The organism is Nocardioides sp. InS609-2 (assembly GCF_023208195.1).
Taxonomy (GTDB): domain Bacteria; phylum Actinomycetota; class Actinomycetes; order Propionibacteriales; family Nocardioidaceae; genus Nocardioides.
In genome coordinates, this window is sequence record NZ_CP060034.1 from 1,495,586 (window position 1) to 1,517,993 (window position 22,408).

The 22,408-nt window shown below is 68.4% G+C and carries 21 protein-coding genes and 3 pseudogenes; 9 read left to right on the forward strand and 15 right to left on the reverse strand.

Annotated elements, in window-relative coordinates:
* Positions 1–53: 53 nt before the first annotated feature.
* Positions 54–461 (forward strand): annotated as a pseudogene (locus H4Q84_RS07925) (hypothetical protein); the annotation flags it as partial.
* A 180-nt stretch (positions 462–641) separates the two neighbouring features.
* On the opposite strand, the gene H4Q84_RS07930 reads toward H4Q84_RS07925, so the two are convergent.
* Entirely contained in the window at positions 642–1,739 is a 1,098-nt protein-coding gene (locus tag H4Q84_RS07930; RefSeq protein ID WP_248582848.1) for an IS630 family transposase, read from the reverse strand.
* A gap of 715 nt (positions 1,740–2,454) precedes the next feature.
* Here H4Q84_RS07930 and H4Q84_RS07935 point away from each other — a divergent pair.
* From H4Q84_RS07935 to H4Q84_RS07955, 5 genes are all read left to right on the forward strand, one after another.
* Positions 2,455–2,874 (forward strand): ester cyclase, encoded by a 420-nt coding sequence (locus H4Q84_RS07935; RefSeq protein WP_248582849.1) that lies wholly within the window; start codon positions 2,455–2,457, stop codon positions 2,872–2,874.
* Entirely contained in the window at positions 2,871–3,341 is a 471-nt protein-coding gene (locus H4Q84_RS07940) for a hypothetical protein (protein WP_248582850.1), read from the forward strand. The genes H4Q84_RS07935 and H4Q84_RS07940 overlap by 4 nt, the downstream gene beginning before the upstream one ends.
* 87 nt (positions 3,342–3,428) lie before the next feature.
* Positions 3,429–3,812 (forward strand): DUF4383 domain-containing protein, encoded by a 384-nt coding sequence (locus tag H4Q84_RS07945; protein WP_248582851.1) that lies wholly within the window; start codon positions 3,429–3,431, stop codon positions 3,810–3,812.
* A 29-nt stretch (positions 3,813–3,841) separates the two neighbouring features.
* Entirely contained in the window at positions 3,842–4,015 is a 174-nt protein-coding gene (locus tag H4Q84_RS07950) for a DUF427 domain-containing protein (RefSeq protein WP_248582852.1), read from the forward strand.
* A 146-nt stretch (positions 4,016–4,161) separates the two neighbouring features.
* On the forward strand, positions 4,162–4,557 hold the full coding sequence (locus H4Q84_RS07955) for a hypothetical protein (RefSeq protein WP_248582853.1): 396 nt from the start codon (positions 4,162–4,164) through the stop codon (positions 4,555–4,557).
* 278 nt (positions 4,558–4,835) lie between these two features.
* Here H4Q84_RS07955 and H4Q84_RS07960 read toward each other — a convergent pair whose 3' ends face one another.
* On the reverse strand, positions 4,836–6,560 hold the full coding sequence (locus H4Q84_RS07960) for a thiamine pyrophosphate-dependent enzyme (protein WP_248582854.1): 1,725 nt from the start codon (positions 6,558–6,560) through the stop codon (positions 4,836–4,838).
* 223 nt (positions 6,561–6,783) lie between these two features.
* Here H4Q84_RS07960 and istA point away from each other — a divergent pair.
* Positions 6,784–8,019: pseudogene (gene istA / locus H4Q84_RS07965) on the forward strand (IS21 family transposase).
* Positions 8,020–8,127: 108 nt separating this feature from the next.
* Here istA and H4Q84_RS07970 read toward each other — a convergent pair.
* A pseudogene (locus tag H4Q84_RS07970) lies at positions 8,128–8,277 on the reverse strand (IS3 family transposase); the annotation flags it as partial.
* Positions 8,278–8,437: 160 nt separating this feature from the next.
* Between H4Q84_RS07970 and H4Q84_RS07975 the strand changes: the two are divergent.
* Entirely contained in the window at positions 8,438–8,821 is a 384-nt protein-coding gene (locus H4Q84_RS07975) for a DUF4383 domain-containing protein (protein ID WP_248582855.1), read from the forward strand.
* A gap of 207 nt (positions 8,822–9,028) precedes the next feature.
* Positions 9,029–10,447 carry an IS1380 family transposase gene (locus H4Q84_RS07980; protein ID WP_248583584.1) on the forward strand — a complete coding sequence of 473 codons (1,419 nt, stop codon included), beginning with the start codon at positions 9,029–9,031 and terminating at the stop codon, positions 10,445–10,447.
* 166 nt (positions 10,448–10,613) lie between these two features.
* On the opposite strand, the gene H4Q84_RS07985 is transcribed toward H4Q84_RS07980, so the two are convergent.
* From H4Q84_RS07985 to H4Q84_RS08040, 12 genes are read right to left on the reverse strand one after another with little or no spacing between them, the layout of a single operon-like run.
* Positions 10,614–11,096 (reverse strand): hypothetical protein, encoded by a 483-nt coding sequence (locus H4Q84_RS07985; protein ID WP_248582856.1) that lies wholly within the window; start codon positions 11,094–11,096, stop codon positions 10,614–10,616.
* The gene (locus H4Q84_RS07990; RefSeq protein ID WP_248582857.1) at positions 11,093–11,620 is read right to left on the reverse strand and encodes a redoxin domain-containing protein; all 528 of its coding nucleotides are present in this window, start codon (positions 11,618–11,620) and stop codon (positions 11,093–11,095) included. The genes H4Q84_RS07985 and H4Q84_RS07990 overlap by 4 nt, the downstream gene beginning before the upstream one ends.
* Positions 11,617–12,111 (reverse strand): hypothetical protein, encoded by a 495-nt coding sequence (locus tag H4Q84_RS07995; RefSeq protein WP_248582858.1) that lies wholly within the window; start codon positions 12,109–12,111, stop codon positions 11,617–11,619. Before H4Q84_RS07995 ends, H4Q84_RS07990 begins: the two co-directional genes overlap by 4 nt.
* A gap of 1 nt (position 12,112) precedes the next feature.
* Positions 12,113–13,450: a molybdopterin-dependent oxidoreductase gene (locus H4Q84_RS08000; RefSeq protein ID WP_248582859.1), complete on the reverse strand. Its 1,338-nt coding sequence runs from the start codon at positions 13,448–13,450 to the stop codon at positions 12,113–12,115.
* Between the two features lie 9 nt (positions 13,451–13,459).
* The gene (locus H4Q84_RS08005; RefSeq protein ID WP_248582860.1) at positions 13,460–15,142 is read right to left on the reverse strand and encodes a GMC family oxidoreductase; all 1,683 of its coding nucleotides are present in this window, start codon (positions 15,140–15,142) and stop codon (positions 13,460–13,462) included.
* Complete coding sequence (locus H4Q84_RS08010; protein WP_248582861.1) at positions 15,142–15,750, reverse strand: gluconate 2-dehydrogenase subunit 3 family protein; 609 nt, start codon at positions 15,748–15,750, stop codon at positions 15,142–15,144. The genes H4Q84_RS08005 and H4Q84_RS08010 overlap by 1 nt, the downstream gene beginning before the upstream one ends.
* A gap of 1 nt (position 15,751) precedes the next feature.
* A complete protein-coding gene (locus tag H4Q84_RS08015) occupies positions 15,752–16,234 on the reverse strand; it encodes a hypothetical protein (protein ID WP_248582862.1) in 483 nt (160 codons plus the stop codon).
* A complete protein-coding gene (locus H4Q84_RS08020) occupies positions 16,231–18,024 on the reverse strand; it encodes a thiamine pyrophosphate-requiring protein (protein WP_248582863.1) in 1,794 nt (597 codons plus the stop codon). Before H4Q84_RS08020 ends, H4Q84_RS08015 begins: the two co-directional genes overlap by 4 nt.
* A 16-nt stretch (positions 18,025–18,040) precedes the next feature.
* Positions 18,041–19,147 carry an enolase C-terminal domain-like protein gene (locus tag H4Q84_RS08025; protein WP_248582864.1) on the reverse strand — a complete coding sequence of 369 codons (1,107 nt, stop codon included), beginning with the start codon at positions 19,145–19,147 and terminating at the stop codon, positions 18,041–18,043.
* 2 nt (positions 19,148–19,149) lie between these two features.
* On the reverse strand, positions 19,150–19,932 hold the full coding sequence (locus H4Q84_RS08030) for an SDR family oxidoreductase (RefSeq protein ID WP_248582865.1): 783 nt from the start codon (positions 19,930–19,932) through the stop codon (positions 19,150–19,152).
* Positions 19,929–21,764 (reverse strand): glycoside hydrolase family 15 protein, encoded by a 1,836-nt coding sequence (locus H4Q84_RS08035; protein ID WP_248582866.1) that lies wholly within the window; start codon positions 21,762–21,764, stop codon positions 19,929–19,931. Before H4Q84_RS08035 ends, H4Q84_RS08030 begins: the two co-directional genes overlap by 4 nt.
* Positions 21,757–22,230: a hypothetical protein gene (locus H4Q84_RS08040; protein WP_248582867.1), complete on the reverse strand. Its 474-nt coding sequence runs from the start codon at positions 22,228–22,230 to the stop codon at positions 21,757–21,759. Before H4Q84_RS08040 ends, H4Q84_RS08035 begins: the two co-directional genes overlap by 8 nt.
* Positions 22,231–22,408 lie beyond the last annotated feature (178 nt).

The following is a 22,408-nucleotide window of genomic DNA, read 5'->3' on the forward strand; positions in this document are numbered from 1 at the left end:
CAGTGAGTTGCGTTACGGGCGCGCGGCCCGTAGATGCTGCGCGAGGTCGAACTGGCTACCTGCGGCTGGGCCAGCCAGCGACCGAGCTGAGCGTTGGCGAGGCGCAACGCATCAAGCTGGCCACCGAGCTGCAGCGCGCGAGCCGCGGCCACACCTTGTACCTCCTCGACGAACCGACCGCCTGTCTGCACCCCTCGGACACCTACTTCCTGCTGCGTCAGCTGCACCGTCTAGTGGACGCGGGCAACACCGTCGTGCTTGTCGAGCACGACCTGGACACCATCGCCACGGCCGACTGGGTCGTCGACATAGGCCCCGGCGGGGGCGACGCAGGCGGCAGGGTCATCGCCACCGGCACCCCGCGCGACATGGTCGAGGCCGGCATAGGGCTCACCGAGGGGCTTTCGGTGCATCTCTACCACCGCGAACCAACAGCGGTGATGTGCACTCCCCGCTCATAGCCGACAGGACCGTTGGGGGTAGGTCGCACCCGCCAAAGTTCAAAAGGGAGAGTGCAACTCAATCGAGATTTGGACGGCGTTGAGGGTCTCAGATTACCGGGCGACTCGCGCTCTCCCGCTGGACGGAACGCCACCAGCACGACTACTCGAGTAGCCCTTTGCGTCCACTTTGACGCACTTCTAGTGGCGCGGATTTGAAGTTGTTGGACGGTTGGCCTTCGTGAGGATTTCCTCGGCGGTCTTTGTCCACACGAAGGGGTGGGAGCGGTCGTTCCAGCCGTCGATGAAGGTGCGGATCTTGGTGTTGAGGTCCTTGACAGACTTGAACACTCCGCGGCGGATGGCTTGTCGCTCGACGATGCCGAACCAGACCTCGACCAGGTTCATCCACGAGGCGTGGGTCGGGGTGAAGTGCACGACGAACCGGGGGTGCTCGGACAGCCACTGGCGCACGTTCTTGTGTTTGTGTGCGGCGTAGTTGTCCATCACCAGGTGCAACTCGACGGGCTCGCCGTCACTGTCGAGGACGTGTCGGTAGGCCCGTTCGATCTGCTTGAGGAACGCCAGGAACTCCTGATGTCGGTGCCGCGGCTTGAGGGCGGCGGTGACTTGCCCGGTCGCGATGTCGAGCGCGGCAAACAAGGTCGAGGTGCCGTGGCGGTAATAGTCATGAGAGCGGCGCTCGATCCGCCCCTCCTGCATCGGCAGGATCGGGACGGTGCGGTCCAGCGCCTGGATCTGGGACTTCTCATCCACGCACAGCACGATCGCGTTCTGTGGTGGCGCGAGGTAGAGACCGCAGATGTCGGTATCCTTCCCGGCCAGCTCGGGGTCGGTGGAGAACCGGAACGATTCGGCCTTCCACGGCTTGACCCCATAGGCCCGCCACGCGCGGGCGACCGAGGTGTTGCTGATCTTCAGACGCTCGGCAAGCAGTCGCGAGGACCAGTGCGTGACTCCCAGCTTCTTCGGCGGCGGCTTCAAGGTCTCGGCCACGATCGCGCGGTGATCCAGCGTCCGCGGTCGGCCCGGACGTTCACGGTCACTCAGTCCGGCCATGCCGCGCGCCTCGTACCGCTCACGCCACGCAATGACCGTCGTGGGGCTCGCCGCGACCAGCCGCGCGATCTCCCGGTTGCCCACACCGTCGGCCGCGAGCAACACCATCCGGGCGCGCTTCGCCAGACCCGCGCTCACCGACCGCGACCGCAGCCAGAGCTCCAGTTCCTCTAGATCACCAGCACGTAGCACCAACGCCGGGGCAGGACGATTCGCCATGCCTCATGATTTCAGACTCTAAGCGTTCAACTATTTACGACACGCGGCACTAGTCTGTCGACGGTCTCGCGGGAGGTGCCCCAGCAGGGAAAATTGAAATCTCGGACTTGCTGCGCGACGAGGGCGATCGCATGGCCCTTGCTCCTCGGACTGATTGAGTCTCGCACCAGGCGGCCCGGAGCTCACCTTCCTCTGATTGCCTGCAGGCGAACTGGGTGCCAGTCTCCTCTGGGATGGCCTCGTGGTGAACCTAATACGGCCTCGACGAAGGCATGGGCGAATCAAGCGCTCGCGGGTGCGGTTCCCGAACGGCCCCGAGTATGTGGACCTCACTGGCGGGGATGGGGCGAGAGCTTCGGTCCGGTACAAGGTGTGGGCCGCAGATTGGTACATCGCGACCCTTCAAACGCTCGGCGCTGCCGAATCTTACGATCGCCGTTTGGGAGTCGAGATGGCATCGGACGGTTCGCTTGCCGCGCCCAGCGGGGCCTTCGACGCGGCGGTTGTCGCACTCATTGAGTGCGCGGAGGAGGCCCTGAACTTGAGCATGGACCAGCCGTCGCGCTCAGCACCGCCGCCAGTTCGTCCTGTCCTTCTACTTGGCGACCCTTGAGTTCGAGGGTGTGTGCAACCCTCGACAGATGGACTCGCGCCGGGTCTGTTGACACCGGTCGGTCGATCAACGTCACGAGTCGCACCCTTTGAGAGGAATGCCATGAGCAGCCAGGACAACATCGCCTCCCAGCAAGCGTTCGGCGACGCCGTCAACAGCGGCAATCTCGACGCCTTCGAGAACCTCGTGGCGGCCGACTCGGTCGACCACGATCCTGCACCGGCACAGGGCCCCGGCCCCGGCCCCGATGGTTACCGAAGCTTCTACACCGAGATGCGCACGGCCTTCCCCGACCTGCACATAGAGGTCGAGCACCTCACGGCAGCCGATGACGACCTCGCGTTCGCCTACACCGTCACCGGCACTCATCAAGGCCTCCTGATGGGGCATGACCCGACCGGCAAGTCGATCAAGGTCCGCGGCATGCAGACCAGCAGGTTTCAGGACGGGAAGCTCGTCGAGCGGTGGGGCAGCAGCGACGAGCTTGGAATGCTCTCCCAGCTCGGCCTCGTCTCGCCATGAACCTCGCGAGCGCCTTGGTGGCGGGCGCGGCCGGCGGGGCAGCAGGAACAACCGCGCTCAACGCCGTCACCTACCTGGACATGGCAGTCCGCGGTCGAAGCACCAGTAGTGCGCCCGAGGACAGCATCGAAGCGTTGGTGTCGAGGATCGGACTGCGCATCCCCGGTGAGGAGGACACCCGGATGAACCGGGTCGCCGGGCTCGGCCCGCTCAACGGCATCCTCGTCGGTGTCGGGATCGGCGCCGTGCTCGGCCTTGCCCGCGCCGCTGGCTGGAAGCCGCACGTCCTCACTGCCGGACTGGTCACCGGACTGGGCGCCATGGCTGCCACGGACAGCTCGATGGCGGCGCTCGGAGTGAGCGACCCAAGTACCTGGACGCTCATAGACTGGCTCAGCGACGTGGTGCCGCACCTGGCCTACGGCTTGGCCACGGCGGCGGTTGCTCAGGCTCTCGACCCGGACTAAGCCTCCGCTGAGACCCGACAAGACCGTCCTGGTTGACTCGACCAGCATGCCGACAAGACCTGCCACATCAAGCATGGGGAGACAGACATGAACGCGCGTACATACGCCAAGGTCGTCGGCGTCGTCGTCATACTCATCGGCATCGGTGGTCTGGTGCTGGGGGAGAAGTCGCTTCTGGGCGTGCTGAACATCGACATCGCCGAGGACATTGTGCACCTCCTCTCAGGCGGGCTGATGGCTGCAGTGGGTTTCCGTGGTTCGGACAGCGCCGTCCGCACGGTGGTCGGTGGGGTGGGCGTCGTCTACCTGCTGGTCGGCGTGCTCGGCTTCTTCGTGCCTGACATGTTCGGGCTGCTGCCGCACGAGTACGAAACCGTGCTGGACAATCTCATCCACCTGACGCTTGGCGTGCTCGGCATCGCCGTCGGCTTCTTCCTCGGCGACCGCTCCGGGAGCCGCGTAGCGCGCTAGCCAGCACGCCGCCGGCTTGGTCTGGGACGTTGCGGTCGGGCATCGCGCACTACTGGTCGCTGCGGGAGGGTGGGCACCTCGTCCAGGGCGTCGCCTGGACCTACCCGGAACCCTTCCAAGATGCCGAAGCGGTGAGCGGGCTGATGTGCTTTGTCGACGACCTGGTGGACCTGGAAGTGGCCAACGATGGCCACCCGGACTGAACCGTCGGTGCCGCGACGCGAAGCTCATCACCCCCTGGGTTTGGCGTCCACTCGGGGGGTACCTTTTCGATATGACTTCCAGTACGCCAGGTATGGCGGCGAGCATCGGTCGTGGCGTGGTGGCGGGTCTTGCGGGGACCGGGGTGATGACTGCTTTCCAGAAGTTCGTCGAAATGCCCGTGACCGGCCGAGACGACAGTTACGCGCCGGCGGCGTTCGCCGAGAGGGTCTTTGCGGTCCACCCGACGAGCGAGCAGGAACGGACGCGTCTCAACTACGTCACCCACTTCGCACTCGGGACCATGTGGGGTGCGGCCTACGGTGTCGCGGCACGAGCCGGGTTGCGCGGCAAGCCGGCAGTGGTGGCCGTCTTCGCCACTGTGTACAGCGGCGACGTACTCCTGAACACGGCACTGGGTCTGTACCAGCCCTCGAAGTGGTCGACCCAGGACATCGTGATCGACGTTCTTGACAAGTTCGTCCAGGCCAGCGCCACCGGCGCGATCTTTGACCGCTTCCTGGACCCGTTGCCCCGGTCGTAGGAGGGAGCACCTATGCGGCGCCTCCAAGACGGGTAACCCGCCGCTTGTGTAGATCCCATCTCGACGCAGGCTCGGCCGACCGCCTCGATCCCCCCGGTCGCGGCATCTCCAGGACATCCTGCGCAACGGCGCTCTCTTCCACGTCGCTGGAGTCGCTGGCCGATGACGGGGCGGTCGGAGGAGTTCGAGGCCCTGGGCCTGGTGGTCAGGTCCAGTTCGGGTTGGGCCACCCGGCGAAGGCGGCCCGCTACGACGTCCGGCTGAGGCGCCGCACCGGCTCACTCCGGGCTGACCAGGAACTCCTTGGACTTGGCGATCGCGAAGCCCCACCCCTGCTTCAGCGTCGGCTTCGGTGGAACGGCCACTTCGTCGGCACTGGTCACCACGTCGACCAGCACCGGTCCGGGCTCGGCCATGGCCCATTGGACAGCGGACTCGACCTCGGCGGGTCGCTCGACGCGCCGCGCGCTCATCCCGATGGCGCAGGCGACCTCGGCGAAGTCCGGGTTGTGCAGCACGGTGCCGAACTCGGGCAGCCCCACCTGCTCCATCTCGAGCTTGACCATTCCCAGCCGACCGTTGTCGAAGACCATGAGCTTGACCGGCAGCTCATGGCTCACCGCGGTGAGCAGGTCGCCCATCAGCATCGACAGGCCGCCGTCGCCGCAGAACGCCACTACTTGCCGCGACCGGTCCAGGCCTGCTGCCCCGAGAGCCTGCGGGAGCGCGTTGGCCATGGAGCCGAGGTTGAAGGAGCCCAGGAGCCTCCGAGTCCCGCGCATCCGCACGAACCGGGACAGCCATACCGTCGACATGCCCGTGTCCGTGGTGAAGACGGCATCGTCGGCGGCGTAACGGTCGATCATCGCCGCGAGCAGCTCGGGACGGACCCGATCGTCGGGATTGTCGAGCTTGCGACGGAGCAGTCCGGTGGGCTTCCGCTCGTAGTCGGGGTCGGCGAACGCGGCTTGCTGCTCCTGCCACGCCTCGTAGGACGAGCGAGTCTTGTCGAGCAGACGGCGATCGGTCTTGGCCTCCAGGAGCGGTGTCAGCCCGCGCAGACCGAGCCGCGCGTCACCCACTAGCGCGTGGTCCACGGGCGTACGCCGTCCGATGTGGGCGCTGCGGATGTCAAGCTGCACCACGGTTTTGCCCGTGGGTAGGAACTCACGGTAGGGGAAGTCCGTACCGACGAGCAGGAGCAGGTCGCACTCCGAGAAGGCCTCGCGGGTCGCGGGGTTGCCGATAAGGCCCGACTGGCCGATCTCGTACTCGTTGTCCGACTCGAGCCGCTCCTTCGCCTTGAGCGTCAGCACCATGGGGGCCGACAGTCGTTCGGCGAGCTGGAGGACCTCGTCACGCGCGTCGCGAGCCCCGATGCCTACCAGCAGGGCGACGGACCCGGCCGCGTTGATGGCAGCAGCCGCCCGGCGCAGGGCCTCGTCGTCGGGACCCGGATGCCGACGTTCGTCGACGAACCGCGGCACCGGCGTTTTGCGCGGCAGCTCGAGACCGCCGACATCTCCGGGCAGGGTCAGCACAGCGACTCCTCGCTCCGCCAACGCCGAATTGCCCGCCTGCTCGATCAGGCCCGGCAGCTGCTCGATGCTGACCACGGTCTGGTTGAAGACCGCGACGTCGGCGAAGACGGCGTCGTTGGCGACCTCTTGGAAGAAGTCGCTGCCTACGTCTTCGCGGGGCACTTGGCCGCAGATGGCGAGGACCGGAGCGCGTGACTTCTTGGCGTCGTACAGACCGTTGAGAAGGTGGATGGCGCCCGGTCCCACGGTCCCCATGCAGACCCCGAGGCGACCGGTGAGCTGTGCCTGGGCGCCGGCGGCGAAGGCCGCGGTCTCCTCATGGCGCACCCCCATCCACTCCACTCGGTCCTCGCGACGGATGGCATCGGTGACCGGGTTCAAGGCATCGCCGACCACACCCCAAACCTGCGTGACGCCATGATCGGCGATGGCCCGGACGAGGATCTCGGCAACGGTACTCACGGCAGTCACGGTACCCGGATGTCGAGAGGTCCACGCCCCTCGCCGGACGGTCGGGTCATTCAAACGCCCAGCCGGTACATCGCCGGCATCACCAAGATCAGCGGCCTCAAGAGCAGCACAAAGTGCGTCGCGGCAATTAGCCGTAGCAATGGTGTCGACGCTCCTCGAAATCTAGGCCAGTAGCGCTCCTCGAAAAGTAGGCCACCCGACCACGATGGATCGGGTGATGACAGTGGAGGACTGGGCTGAGATCCGGCGGCTGCATGCGCAGGAGCAGTTGTCGATCCGGGCGATCGCGAAGCATTTGGGGGTCGCACGCGACACAGTTGCCAGGGCGGTGGCCGCGCAGCGGCCACCGCAGTACGTGCGGCCACCGGTGGTGTCGCGTTTCGACGCCTACGAGCCACGGGTGCGGGAACTGTTGAAGGACTTCCCGACGATGCCGGCCACGGTGATCTCGCAGCGGGTCGGCTGGGACGGCTCGGCGTCGTGGTTCCGCAAGCAGGTCGCGGGCCTGCGGGTCGACTACGCGCCGCGTGACCCGGCTGACCGCATCGAGTACCGTCCGGGCGACCAGGCGCAATGCGACCTGTGGTTCCCGCCCGTGAAGATCCCACTCGGTGGGGGCCAGTACGGCTCACCGCCGGTCCTCGTCATCGTGGCCTCGTATGCCCGGTTCATCACCGCGATGATGCTGCCGTCGCGAACCACTGGCGACCTGCTCGCCGGGATGTGGGAACTGATGTCGAGCCAGCTCGGCGCGGTCCCGCAGCGACTGATCTGGGACAACGAGGCAGGCATCGGACGTCGCAACCACTACGCCGAAGGGTGGCCGGGTTCTGCGGCACGCTGGCCACCAGGATCGTGCAGCTCAGACCGTTCGACCCCGAGTCCAAGGGCATCGTCGAACGCGCTAACGGCTACCTGGAAGCCTCGTTCCTGCCCCGGCCGGACCTTCACCAGCCCGGCGGACTTCAACACCCAACTCGCGCAGTGGCTCCCGGTCGCGAACGGGCGCACCGTGCGCCGTTTGGGTGCCCGCCCGGTCGAGCTGGCCGGGATCGACCGGGCCGCGATGCTGGCCTTGCCACCGATGCCGCCAGCGACCGGTTTTGGTGCCCGGGTCCGGCTCCCACGTGACTACTACGTCCGGGTCGCCGGCAACGACTACTCCGTCGACCCGGTCGTGATCGGGAGGATGGTCGAGGTCCACGCCGACCTGGACACGGTCACCGTGACCTGCGATGGCCGCGCCGTCGCAACCCATCAGCGGTGCTGGGCCACCGCCCAGACGATCACCGATCCCGACCACGTCGCTACCGCACGACGGCTGCGTCAAGCGATCCTGGCCCCACCAATCGTCGCGTCCGACGGGCTGCTGCGGGACCTGGCCGACTACGACACCGCCTTCGGTGTCGACCTCGACACTCGCGTCGAAGCTGATGGGCAGGTCGCCTGATGGCCACGAAGCCCGCAACCTCAACGACGGCCGCGAAAGAGACCGCCAGTTGCGCTTCTTCAACTCGCGCACCTCGAGCGACTGCTTCTCGGTGACGCCGTGACGGCTGCCATCCTCGACGTCGGCCTTCTTCATCCAGTTGTGCAGGCAGCCCTCGGAGATTCCGAAGTCCATCGCGATCTGGTTCAACGGAGCCTGGCCCTTGCGGGCAACAGCCACGACATCGTCGCGGAACTCCTTGGGATAGGGCTTCGGCATGGCCGACATCCTTCCAGCGAGGACGAATCCTCACAGGTCAGGTGTCAACCAACTCTGGGCAGACCCGTCAACGCAACAGAGCCCTTTAGGTGAGTCTCGTCGGGCGATTGACCCGACCGGCCGCGTCGATACACTGAAACCAGAGGCCGGGAGGGTCGGCATGGATGTGCGCACTTACGCCAAGGGCGTCGGAGTCATCATCGTGCTCATCGGTGTCGGGGGTTTGGTACTGGGGGAACAGTCGCTGTTGGGAGTCCTCAACATCGACATCGGCGAGGACATCGTGCACCTGGTCACCGGCGGCTTGATGGGCGCGGTGGGCTTCCGCGGTTCGGACAGCGCCGTCCGCTCGGTAGTGGGTGGGCTGGGCATCGTCTACCTGATAGTGGGCGTGCTCGGCATCTTCGTCCCGGGCATGTTCGGGCTGCTGCCAAATGAGTACGAGACCGTGCTGGACAACCTCATACACCTGACCCTGGGCGTGCTCGGCATCGTGTTCGGCTTCTTTGTCGGCCGCCGAAGCGACAGCCGCCTAGCGCACTAGCCGAAAGGCACGTGCGGCTAGTGGCTCATACGTGTCGCAACACTTCTCTCTTGCCTTTCGAAGGGTCTGCGTGACCGTTGAGTTCTCCAACTGATTCTTGCGCTAGCCCGGATCATTCACGGGTCGGCGGCTTGATCGGCGCGTAGAAACACAGAAGTGCCTGCCCAGCAGGGGAAACTTGGTCTTGCGACGGAACAAGTTCTCCAACTGGAAGGCACTCTGCAGGTGAAGCGTAGTTCGTGGTCGAGGGGTCTGTCAGTAACTGGGGGCGGTGTCGGCGTGGTGGCCCACGCGGGAAGCGTCGGGCTGCGTCTCGTAGGTGATCGGACCGGGCTGACTGGACAGCTCTCGAAGGCCCTGGCACGACGTTCGTTCACCCCTGCCCATGACCGCGGCCGGGTCCTGGTCGATGTCGCGGTGATGATCGCCGACGGCGGTGAAGCGATCGCTGACATCGAGGTCCTGCGCCACCAGGAACCCGTGCTCGGTGCGGTGGCCTCGCAGGCCACGGTCTGGCGGGCTTTGGATGAGATCAGCCCCGGGCAGGTCAAGAAAATCGCCGTGGCCAGAGCCAGGACACGGCGCCACGTCTGGGCACTCATGAACGCCTCACCCGAAGGGTTCCCTGCCTCGAAGGTCGCCGGCACCGACCTCGGTGAGGTGGTCGTGCTCGATGTCGATGCCACGGTCGTGATCACCCACTCCGAGAAAGAGTTGGCATCGGCGACGTTCAAGCGGACGTTCGGGTACCACCCGATCGGGGTGTGGTGCGACAACACAGGCGAGTTCCTCGCCGCCACGTTGCGGACCGGGAAGGCGGGGTCGAACACCGCGACCGATCACATCGAAGTCCTCACCGCGGCAATCGCCCAGGTCCCCGCCGCACAACGCAAGAACCTGCTGATCCGCAGCGATGGCGCGGGTGCCTCCCACAAGCTCCTGGCCTGGCTCACCGAACAAGGCCGCGTGCGGGGACGTCGCTTGGAGTACAGCGTCGGCTACGCAGTCACCGAGAAGATCCGCGAAGCCATCAAGGTCGTCCCCAAGCACGTGTGGACACCCGCGTCCGATGCTGATGGTGGGGTCCGCGAAGGTGGTGACGTCGCCGAGCTCACCGACCTCCTTGACCTGACGGCATGGCCGCCCGGGATGCGGCTCATCGTGCGCCGCGAACGACCCCACCCCGGTGCGCAGCTGTCGCTGTTCGAAGAAGCCGACGGGTGGCGCTACCAAGTGATCGCGACCAACACCACCACCGGACAGCTGGCGTTCCTCGAAGCCCGTCACCGTGCTCACGCCCGCGTCGAGGACCGGATCCGGATCGCCAAGGACACCGGCCTGGGCAGATTCCCCTCACGTGAGTTCGCGATCAACCAGGCCTGGCTGACAGCGACCATGATCGCTGCCGACCTCACCGCCTGGACCAGACTTCTGGCCTTCACCGGCGAGGCTGCTGTGCTCGCCGGCTGTGAGCCGAAAGCGTTGCGCTACCGACTCCTGCACGCACCAGCACGCCTGGTCCACACCGGGCGCCGGCGACAACTCCGGATCCCCGACACCTGGCCCTGGGCGGCAGCGATCGTCGCGACATTCGCCAACATCGCAGCGATCCCACCACCAGCCTGAACATCCCCGCCCACCCACAACCCGAGGACCCGGAGAACCGCACCCGACAGCGACAGTCGGCCTACAGGTCAACCCCGGAACCAGCCCAGGCAACGCACACGTCGTCAACCTCGACGCGCAGCCGTCCGACTACCTCCATGAAAGACCGGGGCTAGGTCGTAGGTCTTCATGACGCCCCGTCCCACGGCCATGGCGCCCCTGAGTAGCGCTCCAACGCTGGACCGTAAGGCCGAGGGGCGGAGCCCAGCAGCCCGGCGCCCACCTCAAGCACCAGCGGTGTTCCGAGCCGGCGGAACGGGTCGTCGTCGAGCGCACCAGGGTGGTCGACCACCCAGATCGAGCCGGCGAAGTGGGTGGAGTCGACGACGAGCGTCGACACCGCGCGAGGCGCGACACCGTGTTGGGCCGCGCGGCGCGCCTGCAGCACCGCCCCGTCGTCGAACAGCGGCATGACCGCGCGGTCGGGCCAGACCAGCGACACCCACGCGCCGGCGCCGTCGGGGTCGAGCAGCCGCGGGTCGACGCGGCGGGCCTCCGGGTGCGGGGCCTCCCGGCCGGACCGCCACCCGGCCAGCACCCGCCCGCCCGCGAAGGCGGCCAGATCCGCATCGCGGGGGCGCTCGCCGAGAAGGGCGAGCCAGGCGTTCACGGCTTGTCGTCCGGGCGCGGCGGGTCCCAGTCCTTGCGCAGCCCGCGGGTCAGCGCGCGCAGCTCGACCCTGAGCTCGTCGAGGGTGGGGCGTCCCCAGTACCAGTAGCCCATCCACCAGCGATGCACGGTCAGGTCCGGGGCGAGCAGCCACACCGTGGGCAGGTAGGGGTCGTGGACGGTGTCGGTGACCTCGCGCAGGCCCAGCTCGTTCAGCGCGGTGCGGTCCTCGTCGGACAGGAACGTCCATCGGGCATCGAGCCCCGCGCGGAACGCCCCGTTCACCGCCGGGGACTCCACCGAGAGCGACACGAAGCGGGTGTAGGCCACCTCGGCGTCGCCCTGCAGATCCACCAGCCGTCGCAGGTACGCGCGTTCCTTCGGGCAGAACCATCCGCGGTAGGTGTGCACCAGCAGTGGGTCCGGCCCTGCCAGCTCCGTCAGCCGCCTGACGTTGCCGTCGCTGTCAGGAAGGGACAGGTCCGGGAAACGCTCACCGGGCATCAGATCGCGAACGCCGGTCATGACGATGTCTCCCGATGGGTGTAGGCGACGCGGGCTGCGTAGACGACGGCGCTGATCAGGAACATCGCTGCGGTGATCAGCAGCCAGCGACCGAGGTAGGGCTCCTGGGTCAGCCCGGTGGCGTCGAGGTAGGTCTGGCTGCCCTGCCCGATGATGCCGGGGAAGAACAGCAGGAACAGCAGTCCGGTGCCCAGGAGCGGTACCCGCAGGTAGTTGACCGCAGCTACCCGCGACGGGCCTGCGCCCCGGCTCGGCGCCACAGCGCGCAGCCCAGCTGTGAGAGACCGGTCGGCCAGTGCGTAGAGCGGGAACAGCACGAGGTCGTGGCCGATGACGGCGCCGAGGAACCACAGCAGGATCTCCGGCCACGTCGGCTCGGACAGGGTGCGCAGGGCGGCGTAGCCGGCGAGGGCGAAACAGCCCAGCAGAGCCAGGAGGTGGAGCGGGTTCGCCCCATAAAAGGTGCGGACACGTGTCAGGGCGGTGGCCACGTCAGGCGCTCCGGAAGTCGATGGAGCGCACCCACTTGGTGTTGTGCACACCAGGCATCGCGGGAACGATGATCCGAGCGGGGTAGCCGTGATCGGCCGACAGTTCGGCGCCGTTGACCGCCAGTGCAAGCAGGGAATCAGGGTCGAGAACCTGGTTGGCCGCCAGCGTCGCCTCATTGAACGCGCCCGCCTCCTCAAGGGACGCCACCATCGCGGACCCGGGTGCCGGCACCCCGGCGACGGCGGCGAGGTCGGCCAACCGCACGCCCGTCCACGTCTGGGTCGTCGCCCACCCCTCGACGCAGGCGATCGGCAGGGTCGCGGTGTGTTGCGGCATGGCCAGCAGCATCGCCCGAGTCAGGCTCGCCGGGCGTGGCCCGCCGAGCGTGAGCGCCCAGCCGGCGCCGGTGGCGGCTGGAGTGATCCCGGCCGCAACGGCGGTGCGGTTGACCTGGAAGTCGTTGGGCCCGTCTCCGTAGCTACGCCCGCGGGGCAAGAGCAAGGCGGCGCCCCGTGCGGCCCCGCCGATGACCTGCCCGACGGACAGGACCGCGACGAGCACCGCGCCGCCACCGACGAGGGCCAGCGCGCCGCGCCGGCTCATCGTCGCCGGGGCGGGGTCGGTGGCGACCAGGCCGTAGGTGTCGGGCGGCTCCGGGCGGGTCTGCGGGAGCGGGGTGCGTAGCTCGGCGCGAATCGAGCGGGACCGCAGGCCAGTGATCATGTGTGGCAGCTTGAGGGCCACGTGCACCGCGAACCCGGCGATGAACACCCAGGCGCCGTAGTAGTGGGCCGCGTAGAAGCTGAAACCGAACAGGTAGTCGTACTGAATGTTTAATACCCCGGTGGCGATCTCGAACAGGATGCCGCCGACGAGCAACAGTAGCGACACCCGTTCCAGCACCTGGGCCATCGAGCGGGCCGCCGGCCACGCGAACAGCTTGGGCACCACTGACCACAACTTGGCCAGCACCACCGGGATGCTCACCAACCCGAGCACGACGTGCAGCCCCTCGGTCAGCTGGAACAGCCACGACGGGCGGGTGGGCCAGTCGAACTGCGGCAGGCGCAGCCACCCGACGTCGGCGGGGATCGCCTGGCCGAACCGCGGGCCATAGGCGATGTAGTCGAGCAGCCCGGTGATGATGACTACGGGCAGGGCCACGAGCAGAACCGCGCCGAAAACAGAGGTCAGCCACGGTCCGCGCAGCGGGCTGCGCCAGCCCGGGCTCCGACCCAAGCCCGGTGGCGGGTTGCGCTCGAGAGCGCGCCACAGCCCCGCGGGAAAGCCGTAGGAGCGATCCTCGACGTCGCCGCGGGGCTCGTCACTGCGTAGCATCGACGATTCCTACTCCCGTCCGGTCTTCTGTGCATGATCGAGCCCAGTGCGCTGACCCGCGATCATCCGGTCGGCGAACCGGGCCGCCAGGGCCATGATGGTGAGCGCCGGGTTGGCCGCGCCCTGGGTGGGCAGCACGCTGCCGTCGGTGATGAACAGGTTAGGCACAGAGAAGGTGCGCAGGTCGGCGTCGACCACACCGTGCGTGGCGTCCACCCCCATCCGTGCTCCGCCCACGAGGTGCGCGAAGCGCTGGATCGTGATGACCTCCTGGGCCCCCGCAGCACACAGGATGTCCTCCATCGTGCGTTGTGCGGCGGCGATCATCCGGTCGTCGTTGTCGCACCGGGAGTAGGACATGTGGGCGACCGGCAACCCGTGCCGGTCGGTCTCCTCGGCGAGGGTGACCCGGTTACGCGCTTGCGGCAGCAGCTCGCACATCCCGCCCAGGCTCGCCCAGTGCACGTAGTCGCGCATGTACTCGCGCAGCGCCGGACCCCAATGACCCTGGGCCATGACGTGCTCAGCGTAGGCGATCGGCAGCGGCGAGACGTTCTGGATGGCGTACCCGCGAACGTAGTCGTTGCTCGGGTCGGTCTCGTAGAACTCCTCGGTGGACACCTCGGGCGGGGGCGCCTTGACCATGCGGATCTCTTCCGCGAAGCGCCCTGCAGTCTGCGGGGCACCCTGCACCATGACGTAGCGCCCCAGCAGATCGTGGTCGTTGCCGATGCCGTCGGGGAACGACGGGCACGCCGAGAGCATCAGCAATCGCGGGGTCTCGATCGCATACCCTGCGACCGCGACGGCGCGGGCGCGCTGGCGGTGCTCGACGCCGTCGCGCAGGTAGGTGACGCCGACGGTCCGGCCGGTGTGCTTGTCGATGAGGACGCGGCTGACCATCGAGTCGGCCCGCACCTCGGCCCCGTGCGCCAGCGCGTCGGGCACATGGGTGATCAACGGTGAGGCCTTGGCGTTGACCTTGCAGCCCTGCAGGCAGAAGCCGCGGTAGATGCAGTGGGCGCGGTTGCCGAACCGGCCGTTGGTGATCGCCACCGGGCCGACCCGGGCCCGGATGCCCAGCGCAGCGGCGCCCCGCAAGAACACCTCACCGTTGCCGCCGACGGGGTGGGCGTGGTGCGGGTAGCCGTGCGGGTCGCCCCACGGCCAGTACTGCCCGGCCACCGGCAGCTCCTGCTCGAGAGCGGCGTAGTAGGGCTTGAGATCCGCGTAGTCGATCGGCCAGTCCGCGCCGACGCCGTCGCGGGTGTGGGTCGCGAAGTCCGACGGGTGGAACCGAGGCGTGTAGCCGGCGTAGTGCACCATCGATCCGCCGACGCCGCGCCCGGAGTTGTTGGAGCCCAACGGGACCGGGTGCTGCCCGCTGATCACCCGCGGCTCGGTCCAGTACAGCCCGTGCGAAGCCGCCTCGTCGGATACCCAGTCGACGTCGGGGTCCCAGAACGGCCCGGCGTCCAGTGCAACCACCCGCCACCCGGCCCGGGCAAGCCGCTGCGCCACCGTCGCCCCGCCCGCGCCGCAGCCCACGATGACGAGGTCGACCTCGTCATCGTCGTCGAACCGGCGCATGTCGCGGCGCAGCTGGTGGTTGGTTCGCTCGTCGCCGGTAGGCAGCAGCCAGGCCGACGCGTTGCGGCGGCGCACGGCGACGTCGGTCAGGGTGCGCCCCATCAGTGGGTCACCGGGTCGCGGGGGTCGCGCTCGGCAACCTCCCAGCCCTCTCGCCTGCCGGCGCCGATGTTCTTGTATCCGCGGGGGTACGCCGGGCCGCCGAAGCCGATCTCGTTCCACGCCCAGGGGTGGGAGTAGAACGCGGCACACGCGTAGCGGCCCCATAGGCTCCACACATGGGCTGCCTGCCAGCCGTGCCACTCGGTCGCGTCCTTCACCGCCTGCACCAGCGTGGCTTGCTTGTCGGTGTCCAGGGTGTGGAAGCGGGCCGGGCTCGCATCCCGGTCGAGCGCGGCCAGGGTGTCGCGCCACGCCTGCCGGTCCTCGGGGAGATCCGCGTAGCGCCAGCCGTCGGTCTCGTTACGGGCCAGCCGCGCGTCGACAATGTGCAGCACCGGGATCCGGGGTTCGCGGTCCTGCCCGAGCAGCAGGTCGAACAGCGCGTCCGCGGTGAGCCGCTCCGCTGCGGTGAAGAAGACCAGCTCACCGGGCGGTTCGAGGCGAGCCAGCACGACCCCGGCGGTCACCTCGTCCCAGTGTCGCGCCTGGGCGGGCACGTCGAAGCCGTCGAAGCGGCCATGCCCGCCGGGGGTGATCCCGCTGGGCACGTCAGTCCTCCTCGCGGCGCAGGACGGAAGCGAGCAGGCCCATGCCGCCGACCACGCTGGCCAGCAGCGGCGCGAAGGCAGGTGGTCCCATCTCGAGGTTGTAGCGCAGGTTGTGCCAGCCGCCGGGCTTCGCGATGATCCCCCGCCAGTGCAGGTAGGTGCCCTGCAGGCCGTTGGCGACGACGATCACCGATGCCACCGGCAGTACAGTTTTCGCGGCCCGGCGGGAGAACACCGCCGCGATGCCCGCGGGGGCCAGCGTCGGCACGATCACGATCGGCCACCACATCATCTTGTTGCCGAAGCTGGCGCTGTCGTGCTCCAGCCAGATCTCGGCCGCGGTGATGACCGCCCCGGCGGCGGTGAGCGCGGACAGCGTGCGCTCAAAGCGGCCGGTGCGGACGTCGCGCAGCAGCCGGTCGATGCCGGTAACCCCCTCCTGCGCCGGGTACCGGGAGACCCGGCCCGCCAGGCCCGTGCTCATGATCCACCCTTGCCGGGCAGGAACTCCTGCAGCTTCTGTTTCAGGCCGGTGCGGACGACGCCGAGGGCGTCCTCGTCACCCTTGATCATCGCCTCCGCGGCGTCCTTGATCTGCTCGACGGTGGCGTGCGGCGGGATCGGCGGCACGTCGGGATCGGTGCGGACGTCGAGCAGGGTGGGGCGATCGGCGGCGAAGGCCCGGTCCCAGGCCGGCCCGACGTCTTCGGGCTTGTCCACGTGGATGGCAAGCAGGTCCAGGCTGGCGGCGAAGTGCGCGTAGTCGACGTCGGGCAGGGTCTGGGATTCGACGAACTTCGGCGCGCCCTCCATCGCGCGGAGCTCCCACGTGACCTGATTGAGGTCGTTGTTGTGCAGCACCGCGACCACCAGCCGGGGATCGCTCCACTCCCGCCAGTAGCGCGCGATGGTGATCAGCTCGGCCAGGCCGTTCATCTGCATCGCCCCGTCGCCCACGATGGCCAGGACGGGGCGGTCGGGGTGGGCGAACTTCGCGCCGATCGCGTAGGGCACCCCGGGGCCCATGGTGGCCAGGTTGCCCGAGAGGGATCCGCGCATGCTGCCGCGCATCTTCAGGCAGCGGGCGTACCAGTTGGCCGAGGATCCCGAGTCCGCGGTGACGATCGTGTCGTCGGGGATGCGTCCGTTGAGCTCCCAGACCAGCCGCATCGGGTTGACCGGGTCGGCCTCGGTCGTGGACTGGCGCTCGATCACCCCCCACCAGTGGGCAACGTCGGACTCCACCTTCTCGCGCCAGGACCGGTCGGCCTTGCGGATCAGGGCGGGTAGCAGGGCCTGCAGCGTGGTGGCCGAGTCGCCGACGAGGTTGACCTCGTAGGGGTAGCGCAGCCCGACCAGGCCCCCGTCGAGGTCGATCTGCACGGCACGGGCCTGGTCGAGCTCGGGCAGGAACTGGGTGTAGGGAAAGCTCGACCCGACGGTGAGCAACGTGTCGCAGCCCTGCATCATCTCGTAGCTCGCCCGGGTGCCGAGCAGTCCGATCGACCCGGTGACGAACGGCAGGTCGTCGGACAGCACGTCCTTGCCGAGAAGTGCCTTCGCGACACCGGCGCCGAGCAGCTCGGCCACCTCTTCCACCTCCGCGCGTGCCCCGCGGGCGCCCTGCCCGACGAGGATCGCGACCTTCTCCCCGGCGTTGAGGATCTCTGCCGCGTGCGCGACGCCGGCGGCGTCCGGGCGCGACGTCGGCCAGCGGATGCCAAGGCTGGAGGGCACCTGCTTGAACACGTGACCGGGCGGGTTGTACGGGAGATCCTGGACGTCGGCGGGGATGATGATGCAGGTCGGGGCGCGGTGGGTCAGCGCCGTCCGGATGGCCCGGTCGAGAAGGTTGGGCAGCTGCTCGGGCACAGTCGCCATCTGCACGTAGTGGTGGGCGACATCCTTGAACAGCGACAGCAGGTCGACCTCCTGCTGGTAGGCCCCACCCATTGCGGAGCGGTTGGTCTGCCCGACGATCGCGACGACCGGCACGTGGTCGAGCAGCGCGTCGTAGAGGCCATTGAGCAGGTGAATCGCACCAGGACCCGAGGTGGCCATGCAGACCCCGACCCGGCCACTGAACTTCGCGTAGCCCACCGCCTCGAAGGCGGACATCTCCTCGTGCCGGGACTGGATGAAGGCGGGCTTGTTGTCAGCGCGGCCGAACGCGGCGAGGATCCCGTTGATCCCGTCGCCTGCGTAGGCGAAAACCTTCTCGACCTCCCAGGCCCGCAGGCGCTCCAGCAAGTAGTCGGCGACGGTTTGGGTCATGACAGGTGCTCCTTACTCATGCGGCCCGGAACTGCTCCGCGTCGGAACTTCTCAGGGACAATCCGTGACCGGGTCGGTCCGGATCGGGACGCAGCGCGCCGCCCCGCGGGGACAGCGCGCCGTCGAACAGCAGGTCCTCGATGCGGGCGTGGTCATGGAAGTACTCCAGGTGCCGCAGGTTCGGCACGCCGACGGCGACATGGGCGTGCAGGTTCGGTGCGCAGTGCCCGGAGATCTGCAGACCGTGAGCCGCGGCCACCGCGCTCGCGCGCAGGAACTCCGTGACGCCACCGCAACGAGTGACGTCAACCTGCAGGCAGTCGACCGCCTGCGCGGCCACCATCCGCGCGAAGTAGGCGAGGTCGTAGCCGTACTCCCCGGCGGCGACGTCGGCGTCGCACCGGTCGCGGATCTCGCGCAGCCCGTCCAGGTCGTCGGAGGACACCGGCTCCTCGAACCAGATGACGCCGGCATCGCGCAGCGCCCGGCCGACGCGCACCGCCTGCTTGCGGGTATAGCCGCCGTTGGCGTCGACGTAGACCTCGACGCCCGCGCCCACCACATCCCGCGCCAGCACGACCCGGGCCAGGTCGCGTCGCTCCTCGCCGCCCCACGACTCGCCGATCTTGATCTTCACCCGGGGAATGCCGAGTTCGTGCACCCAATGGGTCAGCTGTGCGCATGTGGTGGCTTCGTCGTAGGTGGTGAAGCCGCCGCTGCCGTAGACGGGCACCGTGTCGCGGCAGCGACCCACCAGGGTGGAGAGGGCGACGCCGAGCAGGCGCGCCTTGAGGTCCCACAGCGCGATGTCCACCGCCGAGAGGGCACAGGACACCAGCCCGGGGCGGCCGAGGTTGCGGCAGGCCCGGACCATGCCACCCCACAACCCTGGGATGTCCATCGGGTCCCTGCCGTGCAGTACACCGGTGAGCTGGTCCTCGACGACGGCCTTGCAGCCTGCGCCAGCGTAGGTCCATCCGAGACCCTCTGACCCACCCGCGCGGATAATGACCAGAACCATCGTGGTGGCCGACCAGGCGAGCGTGCCGTCGGCCTCCGGACGGTCGGTGGGGATCTCGTAGACCTCGCAGGCGACAGATGTGATGAGACCGTCCCGAGCCATGCCTAGGCTCCCTGGCCGAGGTTGCGCATCAGACCGCCGTCCATGGCGTACGTCGCGCCGGTGACGTAGTCGGCGTCGCTGGACGCAAGGAACACCGCGAGCCGGGCGATCTCCGACGGCTGGGCCGCCCGCTTCCAGGGGATGGACTGCACCTGCTCCTCGAGCAGCGTCGGGTCGTCGATGGCCGGCTGGTTGAACGGCGTCAGGACCATACCGGGAGCCAGGTTGTTGACGTTGATCTGCTGCGGCGCGAGCTCGAGGGTGAGGGCGCGCGTCAGGTTGCGCACGGCGCCCTTGGAGCAGTCGTAGTCCGCGCCCCCGGCGTTGGGGATGTCCTCGTGCACCGACGTGACGTTGATGATCTTTCCGCGACCGCCGGCCGCGATGCGCAGCTGGGCGAAGCGCCGGCAGCAGAAGAAGGCGCCGTAGAGGTTGGTGCGGATCGCGGTGTCGAAAACCTCGGTGGACAGCTCGGCGACAGGTGTGCCGGAGGCGTCGACCCCGGCGTTGTTCATCAGGATGTCCAGGGTGTCGAAGGCTGCGAGCGCGGTGTCGAACATCGCCTCCACCTGCTGCTCGTCGCTGATGTCGGCCTGCACGACGACTGCTCGCCTACCTGCCGCCTCGATCTCTTTGCGGGTGTCCTCGGCGCCGTTGGAGTCGTGCAGGTAATGCACGACGACGTCGGCGCCCTCGTGCGCGAACTCGATCGCGCTTGCCTGACCGATCCCGGAGTCGGAGCCGGTGATCAGGGCCACCAAGCCGTCCAGCCGTCCTGCCGTCATGGTTCGCTCCTTGTTGTCTGTTCTGTCGTGGCGTGCGCGAGCCGCCACGCGGCGTTGATGAGCCCGACGTGGGAGAACGTCTGCGGGAAGTTGCCCAGCAGCTCGCCGCTGGCGGGATCGGCCTCCTCGGAGAGCAGCCCCAGGTCGTTGGCATGCGCGGTGGCACTGCGGAACCAGGACGTGGCCCGGTCGGTCTCCCCGCCCAGTGCCAGGCACTCGACGAGCCAGTATGTGCAGATCAGGAAACCGCTGGGATCGTCGGGCCACCGGCGGACCAGCCCACCGGTGCCCAGCTCGCGCTCGACCGCCTCGATGGTGGCCCACATGCGCTGGTCGCTCGCGGGCAAGAAACCCACGAGTGGAAGCAGCAGCACCGAGGCGTCGAGGTCGTCGGAGGCGAAGGCGCCGGCATAGGCGCAGGCCGTGCGGCTCCAGGCCTGGTCAAGGACCGCGGCGTGCACCTCGTCCCGCGCGACCGCCCATCGCGTCGGGTCGGCGTCGGGCCCGAGGGCTGGTGCCAGCTGGACAGCCCGGTCGAGCGCCACCCAGCACATGACCTTCGAGGAGACGTAGTGGCGTGGCTTCGCGCGGGACTCCCACATCCCGGCGTCGGGCTCGGCCCATCCCTCCGCTGCCCGGTCGGCCAAGGTCACCAGCATGTCCTGGATGGGACGGGCGAGCTCCCCGAGTTGTTCGCGCAGAAGGTGAGCGGCTTCGAGCACCTCGCCAAGGACGTCGAGCTGTTGCTGCTGCCATGCCTGGTTGCCTACTCGTACTGGTCGACTGTCCTGGTATCCGGACAGGTGCTCCAGCGCATGTTCGGTGAGGTCCCGCTCACCCTCGACGCCGTACATGATCTGCACGAGCTCGTCGCCGAGGTGCCCGGCGGCGTTGGCGAACCAGTCGAACACTCGACCGGGCTCGTCCGGGCAGGCGGCCACCCACAGCGCGCGCATGGTCAGGCTCAGGTCGCGCAGCCAGGCGAAGCGGTAGTCGAAGTTGAGCTCGCCACCGAGTTGCTCCGGCAGCGAGGTCGTCGCGGCGGCTACCACGGCTCCGGAGGGCTGGAAGGTCAGGCCCTGAAGGACCAGCGAGCTGCGGCGCACCTCGTCGGGGAAGCAGCCGTCGTAGCCGGTGTGCAGAGCGGACCAGGACTCCCAGCCCACGAGGGTATCCTCGAGCGAGGGTTCGTCGGCGTGGGAGACCGTGCCGAACGACGGGAAGTAGCTCAGGCGCAGCTCGACGCTCTCGCCCGCAGCGACCGGGAACGTCGCCGCGGCGGCGCCGTCCTGACACTCCCAACTCACCGGTCCGGTGCAGTGCAGCCGCACCGGCCCGCCACGGAACTCCACTCCCCCGATCCGCGCGCGCACGTGCGGCTGGGTGCGCCCGTACTCCATCCGTGGCACCAGCTCGGTGCGCATCTGGATCAGACCGGAGCGTCCCTCGACGCGACGAAGCAGCATGTGCGGGCTGCGCAGGCCGATGTCGTGCCCGCGGGCGCCGCGCTCCAGCGCGAGGGTGTCGGAGACCGCCACCTCGCCGACGTCGGTGCGGAAGAGGGTGCGCAGAACCAGTGTGTCACCGACGTAGTAGCGCTCCGTCCGATGCTCCCAGGTCTGGATCTCTTCCGCGGGACACAGCGACCAGTGTCCGGCGTCGGGATCGAGCAGCCTGCCGAGGACGGAGGGGGAGTCGAAACGCGGCACGCACCACCAGTCCATCGAACCGCGCCGGTCGACGAGCGCCGCAGAGTGACAGTCGGAGAGGAACCCGTAGTCGGCGATCGGCGGACGGCGACGGGTTTCGGACGCGGCCGGGCCGTTACCCATGAGGAAGGGCGGTTGAGGTAGGACGGTTGAGATAGGACAGGGCCAGCGCGGTCGCGGTGGCGTAGACGAGGTGGTGCCACACGTCGATGGCGACCTCGGTCGGCGCCATTTCCGTGATCGGTGGTGCCACCCCCAGCCTGGGAAGCATGGTCACCTCGCCGCCCCAGACCGCGCCGAGATGGACGAGCGTTGCAACCGGAGCAGCGATGCCGGCGACGGCGAGAACGCCGCGGGGCGCTCCCCACAGCGTGCCGTACGCCCAGTGCACCATTGTGGACAGCCGGGCCTTCTCCGTCTCCCCGATCGGCTGGAAGCCCAGAACCTTGGCCGCCGCGTCGAGGGGTGCTGTGCTGCCCTCCCGGTCACGAAGCTTGGCCTCCAGCGCGCTGGAGGCGGTCATCGCCGCCGTCCCAACCATGCCTGCGAACAGGCCCTCCCCCACCGCAGCCGCCACTCGTTCGATCACGGCAACCTCCCGTCCGGATCTGGTCCGCGCCCGAGGAGCGCGAACCGCGACGTGTCGGGGGGATCGACCCATCGTCGGTCCCCCATGCCAAGACGACAAAGCTGGCCGCCGGGGTCCAGGGCGACGCGGTCCGGTGCTCCCGCGGGCCGCAGGTGCAGCAGCTCGGGCCGAACAGTCA